Genomic DNA, 22,381 nt, shown 5'->3' on the forward strand with positions numbered 1-22,381 from the left:
TTAATTACATAACACTTTTTTGTTAGTTTTAAGTTGAATACAAAAAAAACCAGAGTATAATTGGCGGAGTTTTGTTTTTTTATATTATTTTAGATTAAATAATAATGTCAGCTGTCATTAAACAATTTAAAAAAAAATATCAATTGATTTTATCAATTGAATTTTTGTTTATAATGGTTATTTTTTGTTGTTTTATTTTAATTAGTCAGTGGAATAGAGCAGTTTCTTTTTTATTGGGATCTATATCTAGTTTTATTCCGCATTGTTTTTTTGTTTTTTTTGTTTTTTTTAGTAATCAAAAATATGCTAATAAATTAACCAATTTTTATAAAGGTGAGTTGTTTAAATTTATTTTAGCTATTGTGTTAATGGTAGTAGCGTTAAAACTAGTTAACGTTAATGTAATATTTTTTTTTGTAGGTTATTTTTTAGGGATTTTTTTTAATAATCTATTACCTTTGGTGGTAACCAAATATTTTAAAATTTGATATTAAGAGGATTAACTATGGCTGAACTGACAACAGCAGGATATATTCAACACCATTTGGAATTTTTAAAAACGGGAGATTCCTTTTGGAATATTCATCTGGACACACTTTTATTTTCTGTTCTATCTGGTATTATTTTTCTTTTCTTCTTTTATAAAATATCTCGTAAATCAACTTCAGGCGTACCAAGTAAATTACAATGTTTTGTTGAAATATTAGTGGGTTGGGTTGATGATGTTGTTAAAGAAAATTTTCATGGACCTCGTAACGTAATAGCTCCTTTAGCATTAACCATTTTTTGCTGGGTATTTATCATGAATGCTATTGATTTGGTCCCAGTAGATTTTCTTCCTCAATTTTTTAATTTATTTGGAGTTAATCACCTTAGAGCTGTTCCTACGGCAGATATAAGTGGAACACTTGGGATGTCTATTTGTGTTTTTTTCTTAATTATTTTTTATACAATTAAGTCGAAAGGAATAAAAGGTTTTGCTAAAGAGTATACCTTACATCCTTTTAATCATTGGTTATTAATTCCTGTTAATTTAATTCTCGAAACTGTCACTTTACTTGCAAAGCCAATATCTTTAGCATTTCGTTTATTCGGTAATATGTATGCGGGTGAATTAATTTTTATTTTAATTGCTGTAATGTATAGTGCTAATATGGCAATAGCTGCATTGGGAATACCTCTACATTTAATTTGGGCTATTTTTCATATACTTGTCATTACGTTACAAGCATTTATTTTCATGATGTTAACAATTGTTTATTTGAGTATAGCTTACAATAAAGCAGAACATTAATTTTTTGTGCGATAGCTATTTTGATAGCTATCGTTATTTTTTATTAACCAGGTCTTAGACCTAATTTTAACGGAGAAAACTATGGAAACTGTTATTACAGCTACTATTATAGGTGCTGCAATTTTACTTGCTTTTGCTGCATTAGGGACTGCTATCGGCTTTGCTATTTTAGGTGGTAAATTTTTAGAGTCATCTGCTCGTCAACCTGAATTAGCAAGTAGTTTGCAAACTAAAATGTTTATCGTAGCAGGGCTTTTAGATGCTATCGCTATGATTGCTGTAGGTATTTCTTTGCTTTTCATTTTTGCAAACCCATTCATCGGATTATTACAATAATTGTCGATTTTGCTTATCAGAGCAGGTATTACTCAAAAATGAGTAATTTATAAGACATTATTGAGGAGGGAGTTGTGAACTTAAATGCAACATTAATAGGTCAGCTAATTGCATTTGCATTATTCGTATGGTTTTGCATGAAATTTGTTTGGCCTCCAATAATTAAAGCGATTGAGGAACGTCAAAGTTCTATCGCTAATGCCTTAGCTTCTGCTGAAGCGGCGAGAAAAGAACAAGCTGATACAAAAATATTAGTTGAGCAAGAAATGAACAAGGCAAGAATTCAAGCTCAAGAAATAGTAGATTTAGCTAATAAACGTCGCAATGAGATTTTAGAAGAAGTTAAAACTGAGGCTGAATTATTGAAAGCGAGAATTATTGAGCAAGGGCATGCCGAAATTGAATCAGAACGTAAACGCGTTCAAGAAGAATTACGAGTAAAAGTTGCTTCTTTAGCTATTGCTGGAGCAGAAAAAATTGTGGGTCGTACTATTGATGAAGCGGCTAACAATGACATTATTGATAAATTAGTTGCGGAACTTTAAGAAGGTTGGGCTTATGTCAGAATTAACTACAATAGCTCGTCCTTATGCAAAAGCAGCATTTGATTTTGCAGTAGAGCAAAGTGCGGTAGATAAATGGAATGAAATGTTAAAGTTTATGTCAGAAGTAGTAAAAAATGAAAATTTACAACTACTTCTTACTGGTTCTTTGTCTGCTCAAAAAATTGCTGATACTGTAATTTTAATTTGTGGCGAACAACTTGATCAATATGGGCAAAATTTTATTCGGTTAATGGCTGAGAATAAGCGTTTAACTGTACTTCCTACAGTACTTAAATTATTTAATCACTATATGGAAGAATATCAGGCTATCTCTGAAGTAGAAGTCATTTCAGCTCAACCGCTGAGTATTGAACAACAAAATAAAATTGTTGAGGCAATGGAAAAAAGACTTGCTCGTAAAGTTAAACTAGATTGCAACGTTGATAGTGCATTAATTGCAGGTACTATTATTCGAACAAATGATTTTGTGATTGACGCTAGCAGTCGTGGACAATTGCAGCGTCTTGCAAATGAGTTGCAATTATAAGAGGAATAAAAAATGCAACTAAATTCAACTGAAATTAGTGAATTAATAAAAAAACGTATTGCTCAGTTTGAGGTGGTAAGCGAAGTTCGTAATATAGGAACAATTGTTTCTGTTAGTGATGGAATTATTCGTATTCACGGTTTAAGCGATGTAATGCAAGGTGAAATGATAGCATTACCGGGTAATCGTTATGCTATGGCACTTAATTTAGAACGTGACTCCGTTGGTGCGGTAGTTATGGGACCTTATGCTGATCTTGCAGAAGGTATGGAAGTTCAATGTACAGGACGTATTCTTGAAGTACCAGTAGGAAGTGGTTTATTAGGGCGTGTAGTAAACACTCTTGGTCAACCTATAGATGGTAAAGGCGAAATTGAAAATGACGGTTTTTCTCCTATCGAAGTTATTGCACCAGGAGTAATAGATCGTAAATCAGTAGATCAACCTGTTCAAACAGGTTATAAAGCAGTTGATTCTATGGTGCCAATAGGTCGTGGTCAACGAGAATTAATTATTGGTGACCGTCAAACAGGAAAAACAGCATTAGCAATTGATGCAATTATTAATCAACGAGATTCAGGTATTAAATGTATTTATGTCGCTATTGGGCAAAAAGCATCTACTATAGCTAATGTAGTGCGTAAGTTAGAAGAACATGGAGCATTGAAAAATACCATTGTTGTTGTTGCATCGGCATCAGAATCCGCAGCATTACAATATTTAGCACCTTATTCAGGGTGTGCTATGGGAGAATATTTCCGTGATAGAGGTGAAGATGCTTTAATTGTTTATGATGATTTATCTAAACAAGCGGTGGCATATCGCCAAATTTCATTATTATTACGTCGTCCACCTGGTCGAGAAGCTTTTCCTGGAGATGTTTTCTATTTACATTCGCGTTTACTTGAACGTGCCTCACGTGTAAGTGAAGAATATGTAGAACGTTTTACTAAAGGTCAGGTGAAAGGTAAAACAGGATCTTTAACAGCTCTTCCTATTATTGAGACACAAGCAGGAGATGTTTCAGCATTCGTTCCTACAAACGTAATTTCAATTACCGATGGTCAGATTTTTTTAGAATCTAATCTATTTAACTCTGGTGTACGTCCAGCAGTAAACCCTGGTATTTCTGTTTCTCGAGTTGGTGGTGCTGCTCAAACTAAAGTAGTCAAAAAATTGGCTGGGGGTATTCGTACTGCATTAGCTCAATATCGTGAATTAGCCGCTTTTGCTCAATTTGCCTCAGACCTTGATGAAGCTACACGAAAACAATTATCCCATGGTCAAAAAGTAACAGAATTACTGAAACAAAAACAATATTCTCCATTAAGTGTAGCTCAACAAGCTTTAATTTTATTTGCTGTTGAATTTGGTTACTTAGATAATGTCGAATTAAATCGTATAGCTTCTTTTGAAGCCGCTCTTTTAGAATATGCGGCTCACAATCATGTAGAATTTATGCAAGAACTTACTAATTCTGGTAATTATAATGATGAAATAAAAAGTTCATTGAAAGATATTTTAGATAATTTCAAAGCAAATTGTGCATGGTAATAACTTAACGGAGAAATAAAATGGCAGGTGCAAAAGAAATAAGAACCAAAATTTCTAGTGTCCAAAGTACGCAAAAAATTACTAAGGCTATGGAAATGGTTGCTGCATCTAAAATGCGTAAAACGCAGGAGCGTATGTCTGCTTCACGTCCGTATTCTGATGCCATTCGTAATGTAATCAGTCATGTGTCAAAAGCTAGTATTGGTTATAAACATCCGTTTTTGGTGGAGCGTGATATTAAACGTATTGGTATTTTGCTTGTTTCTACAGATAGAGGATTGTGTGGTGGTTTAAATATTAATTTATTTAAGAACCTACTTAACAATATAAAAAGTTGGAAAGAACAAAATATAGATGTTTCTCTTGGTTTGATCGGTTCAAAAGGTATTAATTTTTTCCATAATTTAGGGTTAGATATAAAAGCTCAGCATTCAGGTATGGGTGATAATCCTTCCCTTGAAGAATTGATTGGTATCGCAAATCGTATGTTTGAATCTTATAAAAACGGTAAATTAGATGCAGTTTATATTGCCTATAATAAGTTCATTAATACTATGTCACAAAAACCAACATTAGAGAAACTTGTTCCATTGCCAGAATTAGAAAATGATAATTTAGGCGACGTTAATAAAACTTGGGATTATCTTTATGAACCTGAACCAAAACTATTATTGGATAGTTTATTAGTTCGTTATTTAGAATCTCAAGTTTATCAAGCGGTAGTTGAAAACTTGGCTTCTGAACAAGCGGCGAGAATGGTTGCAATGAAAGCTGCTACTGATAATGCAGGTAATTTAATTAAAGATTTGCAATTAGTATATAACAAAGCTCGTCAGACAAGTATTACAAATGAATTAAATGAAATTGTCGCAGGTGCGGCAGCAATTTAGAAAATTTAGAGGATCGGTAATGGCAACTGGAAAAATTGTACAAATCATCGGTGCGGTTATTGACGTTGAATTTCCACAAGATGTAGTACCAAAAGTATATGATGCCCTTAATGTTGAATCAGGATTGGTTCTTGAAGTTCAACAACAATTAGGCGGTGGAGTGGTTCGTTGTATTGCAATGGGATCATCAGACGGTTTAAAACGTGGTTTAAGTGTAACTAATACGGGTGAACCTATTTCTGTTCCAGTAGGAACAAAAACTTTAGGGCGAATAATGAACGTATTAGGTGAGCCAATAGATGAAAAAGGACCTATTGGTTCTGAAGAAGTTTGGTCAATTCATCGTCCAGCACCAAGTTATGAAGATCAATCAAATAGTACAGAACTTCTTGAAACGGGTATTAAAGTTATTGACTTGATTTGTCCGTTTGCTAAAGGGGGTAAAGTAGGTTTGTTTGGTGGTGCAGGAGTAGGTAAAACTGTAAATATGATGGAATTAATCCGTAATATTGCGATTGAACATTCAGGCTATTCTGTATTCGCAGGTGTTGGTGAACGTACTCGTGAAGGGAATGACTTTTATCATGAAATGACAGAATCTAATGTGTTAGATAAAGTGTCTTTAGTTTATGGTCAAATGAATGAGCCACCAGGTAACCGTTTGCGAGTAGCATTAACTGGTTTAACGATGGCTGAAAAGTTCCGTGATGAAGGTCGTGATGTTCTATTCTTTGTTGATAATATTTATCGCTATACGTTAGCTGGAACAGAAGTATCCGCACTTTTAGGACGAATGCCTTCAGCTGTAGGTTATCAACCTACATTAGCCGAAGAAATGGGAGTATTACAAGAACGTATTACTTCAACTAAGACAGGATCTATTACATCTGTGCAAGCTGTTTATGTACCAGCAGATGACTTAACAGATCCATCACCAGCAACAACCTTTGCTCACTTAGACTCCACAGTGGTATTAAGTCGTCAAATAGCTTCTTTAGGTATTTACCCAGCTGTTGATCCGCTTGATTCAACATCACGTCAGCTTGATCCATTAGTAGTTGGTCAAGAACATTATGATGTTGCTCGAGGTGTGCAAGGTATTTTGCAACGTTACAAAGAATTGAAAGATATTATTGCTATTCTTGGTATGGATGAATTATCGGAAGAAGATAAACTTGTAGTGGCAAGAGCTCGTAAAATAGAACGTTTCTTATCACAACCTTTCTTTGTTGCTGAAGTATTTACAGGTTCGCCAGGTAAATATGTATCATTAAAGGATACTATTCGTGGCTTTAAAGGTATTTTAGACGGTGAATATGACCATATTCCAGAACAAGCATTCTATATGGTAGGTTCTATCGAAGAAGTGCTAGAAAAAGCCAAAACAATGTAATCACTTCAAGTCCTAATTAATATCTTGAAGGAGAAAAACATGACAACGTTTAATTTAACTGTTGTAAGTGCGGAAGAAAGCATTTTTGAAGGACGAGTAAAAAGTATTCAAGCTACAGGTATTGAAGGGGAACTCGGTATTTTAGCTGGTCATACTCCATTGCTCACAGCAATTAAGCCTGGTATTGTTAAATTGACATTAGAAGATAATAATGAAGAAGTTATTTATGTTTCTGGTGGATTTTTAGAAGTTCAGCCTACAGTAGTTACAGTTCTTGCAGATGTTGCTATTCGTGGTAAGGAATTAGATTCTAACCGCATTTTAGAAGCAAAACGTCGAGCTGAACAAAATATTGTTTCAGCATCGAAAGACGCTAATTATGAAATGCTAGCTGCTAAACTTTCTAAAGAATTAGCAAAATTGCGTGCTTATGAATTAACAGAAAAATTAGTAAGAAATAAACACTAAACTCACCGCACTTTTAAATAAAAAACCACTTAAACAGTGGTTTTTTGTTTTCTATCTAAAATAAATAACTTGGATTTTAATTAAAATCATATTGATATAAAATCATAGTTAATATTTAACTTAAAATTAATTAGTTAAAAGATGGTATTTAATGAGTATAGAATCTAAAAATCAGCATACCCCTATGATGCAACAGTATCTCCGTTTGAAGTCAGAGAACCCAGATATTCTTTTATTTTATCGTATGGGCGACTTTTATGAATTATTTTATGATGATGCTAAAAAAGCCTCTGAACTTCTGGATATTTCATTAACGCAAAGAGGACAATCAGCAGGACAACCTATACCTATGGCTGGAGTTCCTTATCATGCTGTTGAGGGTTATTTAGCTAAATTAGTTCAATTAGGTGAATGTGTCGCAATTTGTGAGCAAACTAGTGATCCTGCAACAACAAAGGGTCCTGTAGAAAGAAAAATTGTGCGTATAGTTACGCCTGGAACGGTAAGTGACGAAGCTTTATTACCTGAGCGACAAGATAATTTAGTTGTGGCTCTCTATCAAGATAAAGAGCGGTTTGGTTTAGCTTCATTAGATATTGCATCTGGACACTTTCAAATTAGTGAGCAAAACTCTAGAGCAGAATTGCAAGCCGAATTACAAAGAATTCAACCTGTAGAATTATTATATTGTGAAAATTTTATTGATTTTTATTTAATAGAAAATAATAAAGGATTACGTCGCCGTCCAATTTGGGAATTTGAGTTAAAAACAGCTATTCAATTGTTGAATCACCAGTTTAAAACACAAAATTTGCAAGCTTTTGGTGTAGAAAAAGCAGTTTTAGGCTTATGTGCTGCTGGTTGTTTATTACAATATGCTAAAGAAACACAGCGTAGTGCATTACCTCATATTCAGAGTATTAGTCTATTACATAATTCAGATAATATTCAGTTAGATGCATCTACTAGAAGAAATTTAGAATTAACTCAAAATCTGATGGGAGGGACAGAAAACACCTTGTCATCAATTTTAGATAAATGTGTGACACCAATGGGAAGTAGATTAATTAAACGTTGGATTCATCAACCTATCCGTAATTTAGATAAATTACAACAACGCCAACAAATAATAGAATCTATTTTGAAAAGTGATTTAATTTTTGAATTACAACCATATTTAAAACAGGTTGGTGATATGGAACGTATTCTTGCACGCATAGCTTTACGTTCTGCTCGTCCACGAGATTTAACTCGTTTGCGGACCGCACTTGAACAAATACCGCACATTAAACAATCATTAAGCAAACAAAACTTACTTCAATTGACAGTACTTTCGCAAAAAATAGGTGAGTTTTCACAACTACTAGATTTATTACAGCGAGCTATTGTTGATAACCCACCGATGTTAATTCGTGATGGAGGTGTTATTGCAGAAGGATATAATTCAGAATTAGATGAATGGCGAATTTTGTCAGAAGGTGCTACTCGTTATCTGCAAGAATTAGAGCAAAGAGAACGTGAAAAAACAGGAATTGATACTTTAAAAATAGGATTTAATGCAGTACATGGTTATTATATACAAATTAGCCAAGGACAAACTCACAAAGTTCCAATTCATTATGTTCGTCGGCAAACACTAAAAAATGCAGAGCGTTATATAATTCCAGAATTAAAAACTCATGAAGATAAAGTACTTAAAGCAAAAAGTGCATCGCTTGCATTAGAAAAGCAACTTTATGATCAACTTTTTGACCAATTGTTACCGCACTTAAGTGAATTACAGCTTAGTAGTTTAATTTTAGCTGAATTAGATGTGTTAACTAATTTAGCGGAAAGAGCAGAAACACTAAATTACGTTTGTCCACAGTTTGAACAAAAAGTTGGTATAGATATTAAGAATGGTCGTCATCCTGTAGTAGAGCAAGTATTGAAAAAACCTTTCATAGCTAATCCAATAACATTAAATTCACAACGTCATTTATTAATTATTACTGGACCAAATATGGGAGGAAAAAGTACCTATATGCGACAAACAGCATTAATTACATTGATGGCTTATATAGGAAGTTTTGTGCCAGCAGAAAGTGCTATTATAGGTCCGATAGATCGTATTTTTACGCGTATAGGGGCTTCAGATGATCTCGCATCTGGACGCTCTACTTTTATGGTTGAAATGACAGAAATGGCTAATATTTTACATCAAGCAACATCAAATAGTTTAGTGTTAATTGATGAAATAGGTCGCGGTACGTCAACTTATGATGGTTTATCTTTAGCTTGGGCTTGTGCAGAATGGTTAGCAAATAAGATCCGATCATTAACTTTATTTTCTACTCATTATTTTGAATTAACAGCATTATCTGATAAAACTAAGGGGATTTTTAATGTTCATCTTGATGCTGTAGAACATAATGACAATATTGTTTTTATGCACTCCGTGCAAGAAGGGTGTGCTAATAAAAGTTATGGTTTAGCTGTAGCTGGATTAGCAGGGGTTCCTCAATCGGTTATTAAATTAGCTAGAAAAAAATTACATCAATTAGAAAAATTATCAAAACAGCATGTTGATAGAACAGCTATTTTTCAACTTCAAGGTGAACTTCCATTATCTATAGAAGATGAGGAGTTTCCTGAAAATGAAGCGTTGCAGTTATTATCGCAGCTGGATCCTGACGAAATGACACCAAAACAGGCATTAAGTTATTTATATAAATTAAAGAAAATTGTAAATAATGAATAAGTTATCAATTCAAATTCAATAAAGTACTACAAATTTTATTTAGTTGAAGAATTAAAAGATGGATATTTAAAATCCATCTTTTAATTTTATTATATAAATAATAATTTTATTTTTTAGAAACTCTTTATTTTAATAAGCGTTTAACTGAATAAAGTAGTCCGCCCCAAATAATTAATAAGGATATTATCATCATCGTAATTGCAATCATGCTCATTTATTTTTTTCTCCATTGTTGTGAATTAAATATTTATTTTTCCATTTTAAGCGAGATAGTAAAAATGCCACAATAACAAGTAGAATAACCATTCCCCAGCCAAAAGTATTTACAAACCATTTTGGATATCCTTCATAACCTTCAGTAAATACTTTAATTCCTTCACTAAAGAGCATAAATGCAAGAATGCCTGTAGTTAATACAATGCATAATCGCCAAATGAACCCTACTTTAAATGATGAAGTTTCATTTAAATGGTCACCTAGCATACCTAATTTTTCATTTGATACAATAACCACTAAAGAAATAAAAGCAACAGCAACAATACCAAATGAATTCACAAATTTATCTAAAACATCAAGCATTGGTAATCCTGTGGTTGTGCCAAATAATAAAACTGAAACAATCATCATTGGAATACCAACTATAAAAGTGACTTTTGAACGTCTAATTTTTAGCTTATCTTGTACCGCAGAAATTATAACTTCTACAACAGAAACAAAGGATGTTAATGCGGCAAAAGTAAGCGAACCAAAGAATAGCAACCCTAAAACTTCACCAAATGGAGCTTGATTAATTATAGTTGGGAAAGCAAAAAATGCTAGACCAATCCCTCCTTTTGCTACTTCACTCACTTCTTGTCCTGCAGCAGTTGCTATAAAACCTAGAGCAGAAAATACGCCTATACCTGCTAATAACTCAAAACTACTATTAGCAAAACCTACCACCAAAGCACTGCCTGTTAAATCAGAATCTTTTTTCAAATATGATGAATAAGTAATCATAATTCCAAAGCAAATGGATAATGAAAAGAATATTTGTCCATAAGCAGCAATCCATACACTTGGATTAGATAATTTTGACCAATCAGGAGTAAATAAAGCATTTAATCCTTTTGTTGCTCCAGGTAAGAAAAGAGCATAAATTACTAGAATGATGAACATTATTGTCAACAGGGGCATCAAAATATTTGATGTTTTCGCTATACCTTTTTGTACGCCTAATGCAAGTAAAGCCAACGCTATAATCCAAACAAAAATAAGAGGACCTGTTACCATACCAACAAATTCTAGGCTAATACCTTGATTAATATCGCCCATTTTAAGAAATTCGCTAATAAAAAAATCAACAGGTTTATCACCCCAAGCACCGTTAATTGAAAAATATGTGTAGCTTGCTGCCCAGCCTAAAATTACAGCATAATAGATACCAATGACAATATTAATCATCACTTGCCACCAACCAAAAGTTTCAAAATGACGATTAAAACGACGGAAAGAAAGAGGTGCTCCTCCTCTAAATTTGTGTCCAATAGAATAGTCTAAGAATAGCAATGGAATTCCTGCAGTTAGAATAGCAACTATATAAGGGATAATAAAAGCTCCACCACCGTTTTCATAAGCAGTGTAAGGAAATCGCCAAATGTTACCTAGGCCAATAGCTGAACCTATAGCAGCTAAAATAAAAGCACGTTGCCCTGAAAAAGTTTCTCTCTTGGTTGTTTGCGTCATATACGACTCTTGTTCTATTTTTGAAAAAGAAGAGAAAATATACTGTTAGAATATTTTTAGTCAATAAGAAAAAAAGCTTATTATGGTTAATTTAACTTATTTTTAAATAATAAAAATATTTTTTCAGATTTATATACTAATAAAGTTTTTGTTTTTAGATTATTATGTTTTTTTATTTAAATTGAGTAAATAGTATATCTAGAAAGTTTAGTTAATTTTGGAATAAAAAAATCAGGCAAAAAATTAAATTTATATTAGAAATTATTTTTTTATATGTCATATATATTGAATATTTTCTAAAATTTTTTCTAAACGCTTCCATTATGCTGTCTTCGTTCACAACGGTTAGATAATCAACAGCTTTCGTTGGTTTATCAAAACTTAAAATAGTTTCTATGAAACAGATCCTTGCTTTCGAGAGGGGGTGCTTTATCTCTACTACTTTTCTTAAAAAGAAAGTGGCGTCGATAAAGCAATGCTACAATGTCGCAGTGGTTCACTTGGTTCGTTTCTGCTGCTTTATAAAAGCCTCAAAGCTGTCTAAACGCTTTTCGTTTTCTTCGTGGCTTATCAATGCCATATACTTTTTAATTAGTTTGTTGCTAATGAGAGCTGTTATCACTATTAAGCTGAATTGTAGGGCAAGATTGTTTAATTTAAATAACACTATTAAATAGAAAATACTGAAAGCAATTGAAGCGAAACATATTAAGGCTATTTTTTCGCTTTTTGCAGATCCTAAATAGAGCGTAAATAGTTTTTAGCGGATAAACCGCTAAAATAAGCATAAATACCGTTAGAATTTCTTTCATATCAACCTGTTAAAATTATTATTAATTTACTTTTTTATCGTGCTTTTAGTTATTTATTAATCGCTTTTATCACGATTTTTCTACTTTGTCAGCCTCTTCTGTCAGCAATGCTTTTCTAATTTATTGAAAGCCGTTAAAAGAGAACCGCACTTTTCCCGCGAGTATCAAATACTCAAAAAATACAACATATAGTGTTATACTCATGCTTATGATATTTGAAATACTGTTTGCTATGTTTATTTGAGTTATTTCAATCCATAACTATCAAAAATTTTTTTCAAATTATCGCTTAAAATCTCCCTCCCGTTTTTCAAAATAACATCGTTATCAATCAGCCATTTATCTAAATTTTTAACGTTACCCAATTTGTGCTAACGCTAACAAATTTTATCTGCTATTGATAGCGTTTTAGGCATGATGCCACGCCAAAAATGGAAAGCATGAGCTGCTTGTTCAATTAACATACCTAGTCCATCACTTGTATTTTTTACACCAAGTTGCTTACATAGGGAAATGAAAGGAGTTAGTGAGTTCTTACTATATTGCATATCGTAGGCAAGGTCCGTTTTTTTTAAAACTTGTGGATTTATATCTAGTGTTTTACCTTGTAATCCTAAAGATGTAGCATTGATGATAATATCAAATTTTTGTTCTGATAAGTTATTTAACTCAATAGCTTGAATTTTTCCATAAGTAGAAAACTTATCTGCTAATTCTTTTGCTTTTTCAAAAGTGCGGTTAGTTAAAGTAATATTTTGGTTTTCTTGTAATAGAGGTTGTAATACGCCTTTAGTGGCTCCACCCGCTCCTAAAATCAAAATAGATTGATTAGATTTTAGTTTGTTTAATCTTTGTAAGTCGCTCAGCAACCCTGCTCCATCAGTATTATCTCCGTATAATGATCCATCTTTTAATTTTTTCAAAGTATTACAAGATTCTGCTGCTAAGCATCTCTCGCTATGATGATCGGCTAATTTAAAGGCTCGCTCTTTGAAAGGTGCCGTAATGTTACAACCTTTTCCACCTTGTTGGAAAAAATCTTGTAACTGATTTTCAAAGTGTTCAATATCTCCTAACATTGCTACATATTGCATTTCTTGTTTTGTTTGTTTCGCAAAAAATTGGTGAATTTGTGGAGATTTACTTTGTGCAATAGGATTGCCCCAAACAGCGTATTTATCCATTTTTTATCCTTAATTACGTTTATTTAACCTTGTCGAAAAATTTTTCCAGTGAATAGGTCTCTAATTTCTGACGGATTGCTTGCTTCCCCAATATTCATTTCTAGTACAGGAAAGCACTCTCCAAATTGTGCCTTTACTTCTTGTACTGATTTACAAGGAGGTAAACCACTTAAATTAGCACTAGTGGAAGTTATGGCAAACCCTGTTTTTTCACATAACAATTTTACCGCTTCATGGCTACATAGACGGATAGCAACTGTACTAAATTGACCAGTAATGAATGAAGGTGTAAAGGAACTTGCAGGAACGATCCAAGTTATTGGGCGAGCATGTTTTGTTGTTAATCTTTCCCAATGTATTGATTGAAATTGTGAGCTATCAATAAATGAATGTAAATAATTTAAAGTTGGAGCAACTAGAATAAGACCTTTTTCTACAGGACGATTTTTTAAAATTAATAATTTTTCTACTGCACTTTGGCTTAAAGGATTACAACCCAATCCAAAAACTGCTTCTGTTGGATATGCAATCACTTGATTATCGTTTAATTTTTTTATAATTTGATCAATATTCATATTTCCGTTTCAAATAAATGTTGGCAGTTTTTATTTATACATAACCAAGTTCTATGGGTTGAGTTTTCCTTTTTTAATATACAAAGATGGCTATTACAACGATGACATTGAATTTTGTAAGGCTTAGTTGGTAGTATAAATTTACACTTAGGAAAACAGCTACAACCGTAGAATATTTTTCCCTGTCGTCCACGTCTGGCGATTAAATATCCATTCTTGCACTCTGGGCATAAAATTTTATCTTCTTTTGGTGTGCTTTCTTCTTGTACAGTAAAATGACAATTAGGGTAGTCGCTACAACCAATAAACATACCGTAGCTACCTTGTTTTAACTGTAAAAAATGACCGCACTTAGGGCAATTTTTAGCTAAATTTTTAATAATTTTGTGTTCTGAATGAGAATGTAACGGTTTTAAATAATGACACTCAGGATAGTGGCTACAACCTAAAAATAAGCCTTTCTTCCCTTTTTTTATTTTCAGTATTGAACCACATTCTGGACAGTATTCCTGATTTTTTCGATATTGGAAAAGTTGGTTGTTCATAAGGCAATCCAATTTAAAAGATTTGTTGAGATTATCAGTAAAAAGTTATTTTTACAATATTTGAATTAATGGATTTTAGTTTATACTGGCAAGAAAAATGGGAGATATTATTTATGGTTGAATTTAAGCCTGATTTATGGATAAGTATAGCTATCTTTTTTGTTTTTTTATGTTTTATATTGACCTTCTCTATTGTATATAAAATAAAAAAAATAAAACAATTAGAATTAGTGATAAATAAAAATATTAATGATTTTAATCAGTTGATAGCAAAATATGAAAATTTACAACAAATAAAAAACCAACTTGATCAAACTATAGTCAGATTTCAAACAGCGACAGAAAGTTTGCAGGCTCGATTAGCAGAGCGTGATGAAAAAATCCAGTATTTACAGAATGAGTTGAATGAATCACAACAACGTCATGAAAATATAACTAATCAAATGAGTAGCTTGAAAGAGCATTTTGGAATAGCAAAAGCTAAATCAGACAGCCTACAAAAGCAGCTTGAAGAAAGTCGTGGAGAGTTTTTTCGTAAAGATCAGGAGTGTGTGGGTTTAACTAAAAAAGCGACAGAACTTTTGCGAGAATTAACTCAATTGAAAACTACTCTTGTGGAAAAAGAAAAACATTTTATTGCTCAACAGCAGGATTTTGTTAGTACAAAACAACAGCTTACTACAGAATTTCAAAATATTGCTAATCAAATATTGACTGAAAAAAGTCGAACCTTTAGTGAGTCGAATCAAATTGAACTAAATAACTTGTTAAAGCCTTTCCGTGAGCAAATTGATAGTTTTCAAAAACGAGTTAACGAAATTCACTCGGAATCTTTAAAAGGCAATGCTGGATTAGAGGCTGAAATAAAAAAAGTGTTACAGATTGGATTAAACATGTCTCAGGAAGCAAATAATTTAACTTCAGCTTTGAAAGGTAATAAAAAAATTCTAGGTTGTTGGGGAGAGGTTCAGTTAGAGCAAACGTTACAACTTGCGGGATTAGTTGAAAAAGATCATTATCAGTCTCAATCATATTTAAAAAATCAACAAGGTAAAATTAATTATCCTGATTTTGTGTTGTATCTACCTGATAAAAAACATTTAGTTATTGATAGTAAAATGTCTTTATTAGCTTATGAAAGAGCGGTTAATGCTGACAATGAAAAACTTCGCCAGCAAAGCTTATTAGAACATGTCAAAGCAATCAAAAATCATATTGATAGTTTATCAACAAAAAATTACAGTGATTTAATTGGTCTTCGTAGCCCTAATTTTGTATTGATGTTTGTTGCCGTTGAAGCCGCTTATATTGAAGCAATGAAAATGGACAGAGAATTATTTAATTATGGATATGAAAAAAATGTGATTTTAGTTTCCCATACTACACTAATGCCAATTTTACGCACAGTAGCCAATTTATGGAGAATAGAACGAGGAAATACAGAAGCGAGAGAAATTAGTGAAAGAGCGGGAGATATTTATAATCAAATTTGTACTTTTTCTGAAAGATTACTCAAATTGGGTAATTCGCTTGCGACGGCAAATAGTAATTACAATAATGTAGTAACAGCTTTTGTTGGTCAGCAAGGTTTAGTTGGTAAAGTTGAACGATTTAAAGATTTATCGGCAAAATCTAATAAACAACTTCATGATGTTAATTTATTGCATAGCGATTTAAATACAGAAAAATTATTCATTCTTAACAAGAAGTAGCTAGAGTAATTATTTGATTTTTTTAATCAAAATAATGATTTTTGGAATCCGTATCACAAAAACTCGAAAAAAGAATAAAAACATCTTGATACTGTATATCAATACAGTTATATTATACGTCAAATTTTATTAATCGTTTTGGAGATAAGCAAAATGGCAACGCAAGAAGATAAAGCAAAAGCACTAGCAGCAGCATTAGGACAAATTGAAAAGCAATTTGGTAAAGGTTCAATTATGAAGTTAGGTGAAACTCAGTCTCTTGATGTAGAGGCTGTATCTACTGGATCTTTAAGTTTGGATGCTGCATTGGGTATTGGTGGACTGCCAATGGGACGTATTGTTGAAATCTTCGGTCCAGAATCTTCAGGAAAAACTACCTTAACATTGACTGTTATTGCTCAAGCCCAGAAAGAAGGTAAAACTTGTGCATTTATTGATGCAGAACATGCGTTAGATCCTATTTATGCGACAAAATTAGGCGTAAATATAAAAGAATTGCTAGTTTCTCAACCAGATTGTGGTGAACAAGCGTTAGAAATTTGTGATGCTTTAGTTCGTTCTGGTGCAGTTGATGTTGTTATTGTAGATTCTGTTGCTGCACTTACACCAAAAGCAGAAATAGAAGGAGAAATGGGCGATTCTCATATGGGATTGCAAGCTCGTTTAATGTCTCAAGCACTGCGTAAGCTAACTGCACAAATCAAAACATCTAATTGTTTAGTGATTTTTATTAATCAAATTCGCATGAAAATAGGAGTTGTGTTTGGAAATCCAGAGACGACAACGGGTGGTAATGCATTGAAATTTTATTCTTCAGTGCGATTAGATATTCGCCGTACAGGTTCTATTAAAGATGGAGATCAAGTTATTGGAAATGAAACAAGGGTCAAAGTTGTAAAAAATAAAGTTGCACCACCGTTCCGTCAAGTTGATTTTCAAATTCTTTATGGTGAAGGCATTTCTAAAAATGGAGAACTTATTGATTTAGGTGTTAAACACAAGTTAGTTAATAAATCGGGTGCTTGGTTCTCTTATAATGGTGAAAAAATTGGACAAGGCAAAGCTAATGCAATGAAATGGTTAGCTCAACATCCAGAGGAAGCAAATATTTTAGAAGCAAAATTACGTGAAGAGTTGTTATCAAATCCAGATAAAACATTAATGGCTGATATATCTTCTGCCTATGAAGAGGACAATAGCGGATCTGAAATCGATTTTTAGTTATCTCTTAATTTAAAAACTTAGAAAAGTGCGGTGTAAAATCACACATTTTTAAATTTAGATGAGGGATATACTATGTCATCATTAGGTCTTACCTATGTAATGAGATTGCTTGCTAGACGTGAATATAGTGAGTTTGAAATTCGCTGTAAAATGCAAGAAAAAGGTTTTTCTGAGACAGAAATTTCTCAAACTATTGAGTATTGTCATCAAAAAAATTGGCAAAACGACAGGCGTTTTACAGAAAGTTATCTTTACTCTCGTTCACAAAAAGGCTACGGAGTGAATAGAATTCGTCAAGAACTTTATCACCTAAAAGGAATATCATTTGAATTATTTGAGGAAGTTTTAGCTGAAGTAGATATTAACTGGTCCGAAGTTGCTTTGAGTGTTTTACGCAAAAAATTTCCTAATTATGCAGCAATGTGTGATGGAAAAACTAGGCAAAAAATTTGGCACTATATGTTATCTCATGGTTTTATTTCAGATGATTTTTCCGATTATGTAAATCAATATCCGCCAGACTTTATTTGATAATAATCAATTGCTTTGGGATAAATTTTCATTAACAGTCCTCCATAATAGTACTTTGTGTAACTCATGGGCAATGATAAACTAAGAGCAATTTTTTATTTAACTAATGGAATATGTAAATGCGAGCAAGTAAATATTTATTTTCTACACTAAAAGAAACGCCAAATGATGCACAAGTCGTTAGTCATCAATTAATGCTTAGAGCAGGAATGGTACGATCTTTAGCTTCAGGACTTTATAATTGGTTACCAACAGGATTGCGAGTTTTAAAAAAAGTTGAACATATTGTTCGTGATGAAATGAATAAGAGTGGAGCAATTGAAGTTGAGATGCCTGTAGTACAGCCAGCAGAATTGTGGCAAGAATCTCAGCGTTGGGAGCAATATGGTCCAGAATTGTTGCGTTTTTCTGATCGTGGACAACGCGATTTTGTGTTAGGACCTACTCATGAGGAAGTAATAACAGATCTTGTTCGTAGAGAAGTAACATCATATAAGCAACTTCCTCTTAATTTATATCAAATTCAAACTAAATTTAGAGATGAAGTTAGACCTCGTTTTGGTGTTATGCGGTGTCGTGAGTTTCTGATGAAAGATGCATATTCTTTTCATATAACGAAAGAAAGTTTGCAAGAAACTTATAACGTTATGTATCAAACTTATACAAATATTTTTACACGACTAGGTTTAGATTTTCGTGCAGTACAAGCAGACACAGGCTCTATTGGTGGTAGTGTCAGTCATGAATTTCAAGTATTAGCAAAAAGCGGTGAAGATGATATTGTTTTTTCAACAGAGTCAGATTTTGCAGCGAATATCGAATTGGCTGAGGCAGTTACACTAGGTGAGAGAGCCGCTCCTACAAAAATGATGGAATTAGTTGATACTCCGAATGCCAAAACTATCGATCAACTAGTAAGTCAATTTAATTTATCTGTTGAGAAAACAGTAAAAACATTGATCGTAAAAGGTGCAAATGAAGAAAATCCTTTAGTAGCACTAATTATTCGTGGTGATCATGAACTTAATGAAATCAAAGCTCAAAAATTACCAGAAGTTGCGGATCCTTTAACATTTGCTGACGAAACAGAAATCAGAGCAAAAATAGTAGCTGGTGTTGGATCACTTGGTCCTGTGAATTTGAATATTCCTATGATTATTGACCGATCTGTTGCAATAATGAGTGATTTTCATGCTGGTGCTAATATAGATGGAAAGCATTATTTTAATATTAACTGGGATCGTGATGTAGTTTTACCAAAAATTGCTGATTTACGTAATGTAGTGGAAGGGGATCCAAGTCCTGATGGCAAAGGTTCGTTACTGATTAAACGAGGAATTGAAGTTGGGCATATTTTCCAATTAGGGACAAAATATTCTGAAGCGATGAAAGCAACAGTACAGGGTGAAGATGGTCGACCACAAACAATGATTATGGGATGCTATGGCATAGGTGTAACTCGTATAGTTGCAGCTGCTATTGAGCAGAACCATGATGAAAATGGTATTATTTGGTCAACTGATGCTATAGCTCCTTTCACTGTTGCGATCGTGCCAATGAATATGCATAAGTCAGAAGTTGTACAACAATTCTCAGAAAATTTATACCGCACTTTATTATCTCAAGGAGTTGATGTTATTTTTGATGATCGTAAAGAAAGAGCAGGAGTAATGTTTGCTGATATGGAATTGATAGGTGTGCCACATATATTAGTAATAGGTGAAAAAAATCTGCAAGCTGGTCAAGTTGAATATAAAAATCGCAAAACTGGTGAAAAGCAAATGATATCTAAAGAAAATTTACTTTCTTTTATTAATTCTCAAATTAAAATTTAAAACCAGATAAAAAATCACCGCACTTTTTGCGGTGATTTTTGTGTTTAAATAAAGCTAGAAATTGCTTTATTTCAGCAATAATCCAGCTGCTTTTACAACGATCTCAACTGCTTTTTGCTCCGTTTGATGAATTGTTGATTCATTAGGAATTTCTTGTTGAGTACGGTTTACAATGACACCAGATACCATACCACCACGTAATCCCAACGCTGAACACATAGTGAACAATGTAGCACTTTCCATTTCGTAGTTCATTACATTCAGTTCTTGCCACTGTTTCAATGAACCTTGATAATGACGACACACTTTACCACTATAAGTATCATAGCGTTCTTGTCCTGGATAGAAAGTATCAGAAGATGCTGTAATACCTACATGAACACCCTTTTTAGTTTCGCTGGAAGCTGCATTATATAGTGCCGTGGTACAATCAAAATTAGCAACAGCTGGGTATTCTAATGGAGCAAAATGACGACTTGCACCATCTAAACGTACAGCACCAGTTGTCACTAGAATATCACCTACATTAATGTGAGGTTGAATAGCTCCAGTTGTTCCAATACGTAAGAACGTTCTTACTCCAAGCTGGGCTAGTTCTTCTACGGCGATAGAGACAGAAGGTCCTCCAATACCAGTAGAACAAACTACAACGGCTTTATTGTCGATATAACCTAACCAAGAAGTAAACTCTCGAGTTGATGCTAAAAATTTTGGGTTTTCTAATAAACGAGCGATGCGTTCTACTCGTTCTGGAGCTCCAGGAACAATGGCTAATTCTGCTCCGTCTAACATTGCTTTTGTTAAGCCTAAATGAAATACATCTGACATAAAATATTCCTTTTGTTTATGGTGTTATATCTCGCATAATTGGATTTTGCATAGAGATTAAAGTTTCAGTTGATTGAATTTCATCAATTAATTGAATTTTTTTCGCTAGTACAGAATGCAATTCTGCTATAGTATGGGTCATCACTTTTATGAACAGTGAATAATTCCCTGTAGTGTAGTAGACTTCCACAACCTCATTAAATTCCTCCAATTGTTTAATGACTTTGTTGCAATCTTTTGCACTTTTTAAAATTATGCCGATAAAGCAACAAACATCGTAGCCTAGTTTGCGTTCATCAATACGAATTTTTGTGCCTTGAATTATCCCTGATTGACGCATTTTTTCCACGCGGACGTGGATAGTTCCTGGGCTTACTCCGAAATTCTTTGCCATTTCAGCATAGGGGGTACGAGCATCTTTGATCAATACTCGTAAAATTTGTTGATCAAGAGTGTCTATTTGGTGCATATTTTACCTTTAATTAAATTTTTTATAAAAATAACATCATTTTATTTAAAATAATTTATTCTCTTTGCTATTTTTAATAAAGTTAATTGAAATTTTGATTGATTGTTTAGATAATATTCAAATAAATTTAAAACAACAAATAAGGTTTATAAAAAAATGAAAAAATCGTTTATTCTACAACAACAAGAAATTAGTTTTACCAAAAATACTTTTACAGAAAAATTATTACAGCATTTAGGACTTGTTGAAGTTCAAGGTCCTATCCTAAGCCAAGTTGGTAATGGTATTCAAGATAATCTTTCAGGAACAGAGAAAGCAGTTCAAGTAAATGTGAAGCAGATCACAAATGCAACCTTTGAAGTTGTTCATTCTTTAGCCAAATGGAAGCGTCATACTCTTGCTCGTTTTGGTTTTGCAGAAAATGAGGGACTTTTTGTGCATATGAAAGCACTTCGTCCAGATGAAGATAGCCTTGATCAAACTCATTCGGTGTATGTAGATCAATGGGATTGGGAAAAAGTGATTCCTGCTGGTCAGCGTAATTTAGCTTATTTAAAAGAAACAGTGCGTTCAATTTATCAAGCAATTTTAGATACAGAAAATGAAGTGAGTTGTAAGTTTAGTTTAGAAAAGTTTTTACCACAAGAAATTACGTTTGTGCACAGTGAAGATCTTGTTAGAGAATATCCTGATATGAATGACAAGGAACGTGAAAATGCTATTTGTAAAAAACATGGAGCGGTATTTTTAATTGGAATTGGTGGAGTTCTGTCTGATGGAAAACCACACGATTGTCGAGCTCCAGATTATGATGATTGGACAACACCTTCTGAAGGAGAATATAAAGGATTAAACGGTGATATTTTAGTTTGGAACCCTGTTTTAGACCGAGCTTTTGAAGTTTCTTCTATGGGGATCCGTGTTGATGAGACAGCTTTACGCAAACAACTTGCAATTACTGGTGATGAAGATCGCTTATCATTTGATTGGCATCAAGATTTGATCAATGGACGTTTGCCTCTTTCCATTGGTGGTGGAATTGGTCAATCTCGTTTAGTGATGTTACTGTTGCATAAAAAGCATATTGGCGAAGTACAATCTAGTGTATGGCCAAAAACAGTTATGGAAGAATTTGAAAATATTTTGTAATAAATCAAAAGTGGGCAATGCCCAC

At 33.1% G+C, this 22,381-nt stretch carries 22 protein-coding genes; 15 read left to right on the forward strand and 7 right to left on the reverse strand.

The annotated features are described in order from the left end of the window. Positions 1-104 precede the first annotated feature (104 nt). The 10 genes from ACFQ02_RS07515 (at position 105) to mutS (ending at position 9,767) form a co-directional block, all read left to right on the forward strand. Complete coding sequence (locus ACFQ02_RS07515) at positions 105-488, forward strand: ATP synthase subunit I (protein ID WP_380821293.1); 384 nt, start codon at positions 105-107, stop codon at positions 486-488. A gap of 17 nt (positions 489-505) precedes the next feature. Beyond that, positions 506-1,294: a F0F1 ATP synthase subunit A gene (gene atpB / locus ACFQ02_RS07520; RefSeq protein WP_380821296.1), complete on the forward strand. Its 789-nt coding sequence runs from the start codon at positions 506-508 to the stop codon at positions 1,292-1,294. A gap of 81 nt (positions 1,295-1,375) precedes the next feature. After that, positions 1,376-1,630 carry a F0F1 ATP synthase subunit C gene (gene atpE, locus ACFQ02_RS07525; RefSeq protein WP_380821299.1) on the forward strand — a complete coding sequence of 85 codons (255 nt, stop codon included), beginning with the start codon at positions 1,376-1,378 and terminating at the stop codon, positions 1,628-1,630. A gap of 74 nt (positions 1,631-1,704) precedes the next feature. Beyond that, positions 1,705-2,175 (forward strand): F0F1 ATP synthase subunit B, encoded by a 471-nt coding sequence (gene atpF, locus ACFQ02_RS07530; RefSeq protein WP_380821302.1) that lies wholly within the window; start codon positions 1,705-1,707, stop codon positions 2,173-2,175. Between the two features lie 13 nt (positions 2,176-2,188). Then, positions 2,189-2,722: a F0F1 ATP synthase subunit delta gene (atpH, locus tag ACFQ02_RS07535; protein ID WP_380821304.1), complete on the forward strand. Its 534-nt coding sequence runs from the start codon at positions 2,189-2,191 to the stop codon at positions 2,720-2,722. A 12-nt stretch (positions 2,723-2,734) separates the two neighbouring features. Next, on the forward strand, positions 2,735-4,276 hold the full coding sequence (gene atpA, locus ACFQ02_RS07540) for a F0F1 ATP synthase subunit alpha (RefSeq protein WP_380821307.1): 1,542 nt from the start codon (positions 2,735-2,737) through the stop codon (positions 4,274-4,276). 20 nt (positions 4,277-4,296) lie between these two features. Further along, entirely contained in the window at positions 4,297-5,166 is an 870-nt protein-coding gene (gene atpG, locus ACFQ02_RS07545; protein WP_380821310.1) for a F0F1 ATP synthase subunit gamma, read from the forward strand. A gap of 19 nt (positions 5,167-5,185) precedes the next feature. Beyond that, a complete protein-coding gene (atpD, locus tag ACFQ02_RS07550; RefSeq protein WP_380821313.1) occupies positions 5,186-6,559 on the forward strand; it encodes a F0F1 ATP synthase subunit beta in 1,374 nt (457 codons plus the stop codon). A gap of 39 nt (positions 6,560-6,598) precedes the next feature. Further along, a complete protein-coding gene (locus tag ACFQ02_RS07555) occupies positions 6,599-7,027 on the forward strand; it encodes a F0F1 ATP synthase subunit epsilon (RefSeq protein WP_380821316.1) in 429 nt (142 codons plus the stop codon). A gap of 151 nt (positions 7,028-7,178) precedes the next feature. Next, entirely contained in the window at positions 7,179-9,767 is a 2,589-nt protein-coding gene (mutS, locus tag ACFQ02_RS07560) for a DNA mismatch repair protein MutS (protein WP_380821318.1), read from the forward strand. Positions 9,768-9,891: 124 nt separating this feature from the next. On the opposite strand, the gene ACFQ02_RS07565 is transcribed toward mutS, so the two are convergent. The 5 genes from ACFQ02_RS07565 to ACFQ02_RS07585 form a co-directional block, all read right to left on the reverse strand. After that, entirely contained in the window at positions 9,892-9,981 is a 90-nt protein-coding gene (locus ACFQ02_RS07565; RefSeq protein ID WP_380821321.1) for a MetS family NSS transporter small subunit, read from the reverse strand. Then, on the reverse strand, positions 9,978-11,492 hold the full coding sequence (locus tag ACFQ02_RS07570) for a sodium-dependent transporter (RefSeq protein WP_380821323.1): 1,515 nt from the start codon (positions 11,490-11,492) through the stop codon (positions 9,978-9,980). Before ACFQ02_RS07570 ends, ACFQ02_RS07565 begins: the two co-directional genes overlap by 4 nt. Before the next feature lie 1,189 nt (positions 11,493-12,681). Further along, positions 12,682-13,488 (reverse strand): shikimate dehydrogenase, encoded by an 807-nt coding sequence (aroE, locus tag ACFQ02_RS07575; RefSeq protein WP_380821326.1) that lies wholly within the window; start codon positions 13,486-13,488, stop codon positions 12,682-12,684. 23 nt (positions 13,489-13,511) lie between these two features. Further along, on the reverse strand, positions 13,512-14,063 hold the full coding sequence (locus ACFQ02_RS07580; RefSeq protein WP_380821329.1) for a Sua5/YciO/YrdC/YwlC family protein: 552 nt from the start codon (positions 14,061-14,063) through the stop codon (positions 13,512-13,514). Then, positions 14,060-14,608: a topoisomerase DNA-binding C4 zinc finger domain-containing protein gene (locus tag ACFQ02_RS07585; RefSeq protein ID WP_380821332.1), complete on the reverse strand. Its 549-nt coding sequence runs from the start codon at positions 14,606-14,608 to the stop codon at positions 14,060-14,062. Before ACFQ02_RS07585 ends, ACFQ02_RS07580 begins: the two co-directional genes overlap by 4 nt. A gap of 113 nt (positions 14,609-14,721) precedes the next feature. Here ACFQ02_RS07585 and rmuC point away from each other — a divergent pair, with 113 nt between their 5' ends. From rmuC to proS, 4 genes are all read left to right on the forward strand, one after another. Continuing rightward, complete coding sequence (gene rmuC / locus ACFQ02_RS07590; protein WP_380821335.1) at positions 14,722-16,320, forward strand: DNA recombination protein RmuC; 1,599 nt, start codon at positions 14,722-14,724, stop codon at positions 16,318-16,320. A 153-nt stretch (positions 16,321-16,473) separates the two neighbouring features. Further along, positions 16,474-17,541 carry a recombinase RecA gene (gene recA / locus ACFQ02_RS07595; RefSeq protein ID WP_380821337.1) on the forward strand — a complete coding sequence of 356 codons (1,068 nt, stop codon included), beginning with the start codon at positions 16,474-16,476 and terminating at the stop codon, positions 17,539-17,541. Positions 17,542-17,616: 75 nt separating this feature from the next. Continuing rightward, positions 17,617-18,075 carry a recombination regulator RecX gene (gene recX / locus ACFQ02_RS07600; RefSeq protein ID WP_380821340.1) on the forward strand — a complete coding sequence of 153 codons (459 nt, stop codon included), beginning with the start codon at positions 17,617-17,619 and terminating at the stop codon, positions 18,073-18,075. Positions 18,076-18,194: 119 nt separating this feature from the next. Continuing rightward, positions 18,195-19,910 (forward strand): proline--tRNA ligase, encoded by a 1,716-nt coding sequence (gene proS / locus ACFQ02_RS07605; RefSeq protein WP_380821342.1) that lies wholly within the window; start codon positions 18,195-18,197, stop codon positions 19,908-19,910. A gap of 66 nt (positions 19,911-19,976) precedes the next feature. Here proS and udp read toward each other — a convergent pair whose 3' ends face one another. Next, positions 19,977-20,738, reverse strand: a complete 762-nt coding sequence (gene udp, locus ACFQ02_RS07610) for a uridine phosphorylase (RefSeq protein ID WP_380821343.1) — start codon at positions 20,736-20,738, stop codon at positions 19,977-19,979. A gap of 16 nt (positions 20,739-20,754) precedes the next feature. Beyond that, complete coding sequence (gene asnC / locus ACFQ02_RS07615; protein ID WP_380821345.1) at positions 20,755-21,207, reverse strand: transcriptional regulator AsnC; 453 nt, start codon at positions 21,205-21,207, stop codon at positions 20,755-20,757. Positions 21,208-21,363: 156 nt separating this feature from the next. On the opposite strand from asnC, the gene asnA reads away from it, so the two are divergent. Next, on the forward strand, positions 21,364-22,356 hold the full coding sequence (gene asnA / locus ACFQ02_RS07620) for an aspartate--ammonia ligase (RefSeq protein ID WP_380821348.1): 993 nt from the start codon (positions 21,364-21,366) through the stop codon (positions 22,354-22,356). Positions 22,357-22,381 lie beyond the last annotated feature (25 nt).

The organism is Seminibacterium arietis, assembly GCF_042675725.1.
GTDB classification, from domain to species: domain Bacteria; phylum Pseudomonadota; class Gammaproteobacteria; order Enterobacterales; family Pasteurellaceae; genus Seminibacterium; species Seminibacterium arietis.

Bases quoted from the DNA above. Each gene is read 5' to 3' on its own strand.
- recX (WP_380821340.1), top strand. From the start codon at position 17,617: ATGTCATCATTAGGTCTTACCTATGTAATGAGATTGCTTGCTAGACGT.
- ACFQ02_RS07585 (WP_380821332.1), bottom strand. From the start codon at position 14,608: ATGAACAACCAACTTTTCCAATATCGAAAAAATCAGGAATACTGTCCA.
- atpE (WP_380821299.1), top strand. From the start codon at position 1,376: ATGGAAACTGTTATTACAGCTACTATTATAGGTGCTGCAATTTTACTT.
- ACFQ02_RS07570 (WP_380821323.1), bottom strand. From the start codon at position 11,492: ATGACGCAAACAACCAAGAGAGAAACTTTTTCAGGGCAACGTGCTTTT.
- ACFQ02_RS07565 (WP_380821321.1), bottom strand. From the start codon at position 9,981: ATGAGCATGATTGCAATTACGATGATGATAATATCCTTATTAATTATT.
- atpG (WP_380821310.1), top strand. From the start codon at position 4,297: ATGGCAGGTGCAAAAGAAATAAGAACCAAAATTTCTAGTGTCCAAAGT.
- atpD (WP_380821313.1), top strand. From the start codon at position 5,186: ATGGCAACTGGAAAAATTGTACAAATCATCGGTGCGGTTATTGACGTT.
- proS (WP_380821342.1), top strand. From the start codon at position 18,195: ATGCGAGCAAGTAAATATTTATTTTCTACACTAAAAGAAACGCCAAAT.
- asnA (WP_380821348.1), top strand. From the start codon at position 21,364: ATGAAAAAATCGTTTATTCTACAACAACAAGAAATTAGTTTTACCAAA.
- ACFQ02_RS07555 (WP_380821316.1), top strand. From the start codon at position 6,599: ATGACAACGTTTAATTTAACTGTTGTAAGTGCGGAAGAAAGCATTTTT.
- atpB (WP_380821296.1), top strand. From the start codon at position 506: ATGGCTGAACTGACAACAGCAGGATATATTCAACACCATTTGGAATTT.
- atpA (WP_380821307.1), top strand. From the start codon at position 2,735: ATGCAACTAAATTCAACTGAAATTAGTGAATTAATAAAAAAACGTATT.
- atpH (WP_380821304.1), top strand. From the start codon at position 2,189: ATGTCAGAATTAACTACAATAGCTCGTCCTTATGCAAAAGCAGCATTT.
- ACFQ02_RS07580 (WP_380821329.1), bottom strand. From the start codon at position 14,063: ATGAATATTGATCAAATTATAAAAAAATTAAACGATAATCAAGTGATT.
- aroE (WP_380821326.1), bottom strand. From the start codon at position 13,488: ATGGATAAATACGCTGTTTGGGGCAATCCTATTGCACAAAGTAAATCT.
- udp (WP_380821343.1), bottom strand. From the start codon at position 20,738: ATGTCAGATGTATTTCATTTAGGCTTAACAAAAGCAATGTTAGACGGA.
- rmuC (WP_380821335.1), top strand. From the start codon at position 14,722: ATGGTTGAATTTAAGCCTGATTTATGGATAAGTATAGCTATCTTTTTT.
- asnC (WP_380821345.1), bottom strand. From the start codon at position 21,207: ATGCACCAAATAGACACTCTTGATCAACAAATTTTACGAGTATTGATC.
- recA (WP_380821337.1), top strand. From the start codon at position 16,474: ATGGCAACGCAAGAAGATAAAGCAAAAGCACTAGCAGCAGCATTAGGA.
- mutS (WP_380821318.1), top strand. From the start codon at position 7,179: ATGAGTATAGAATCTAAAAATCAGCATACCCCTATGATGCAACAGTAT.
- ACFQ02_RS07515 (WP_380821293.1), top strand. From the start codon at position 105: ATGTCAGCTGTCATTAAACAATTTAAAAAAAAATATCAATTGATTTTA.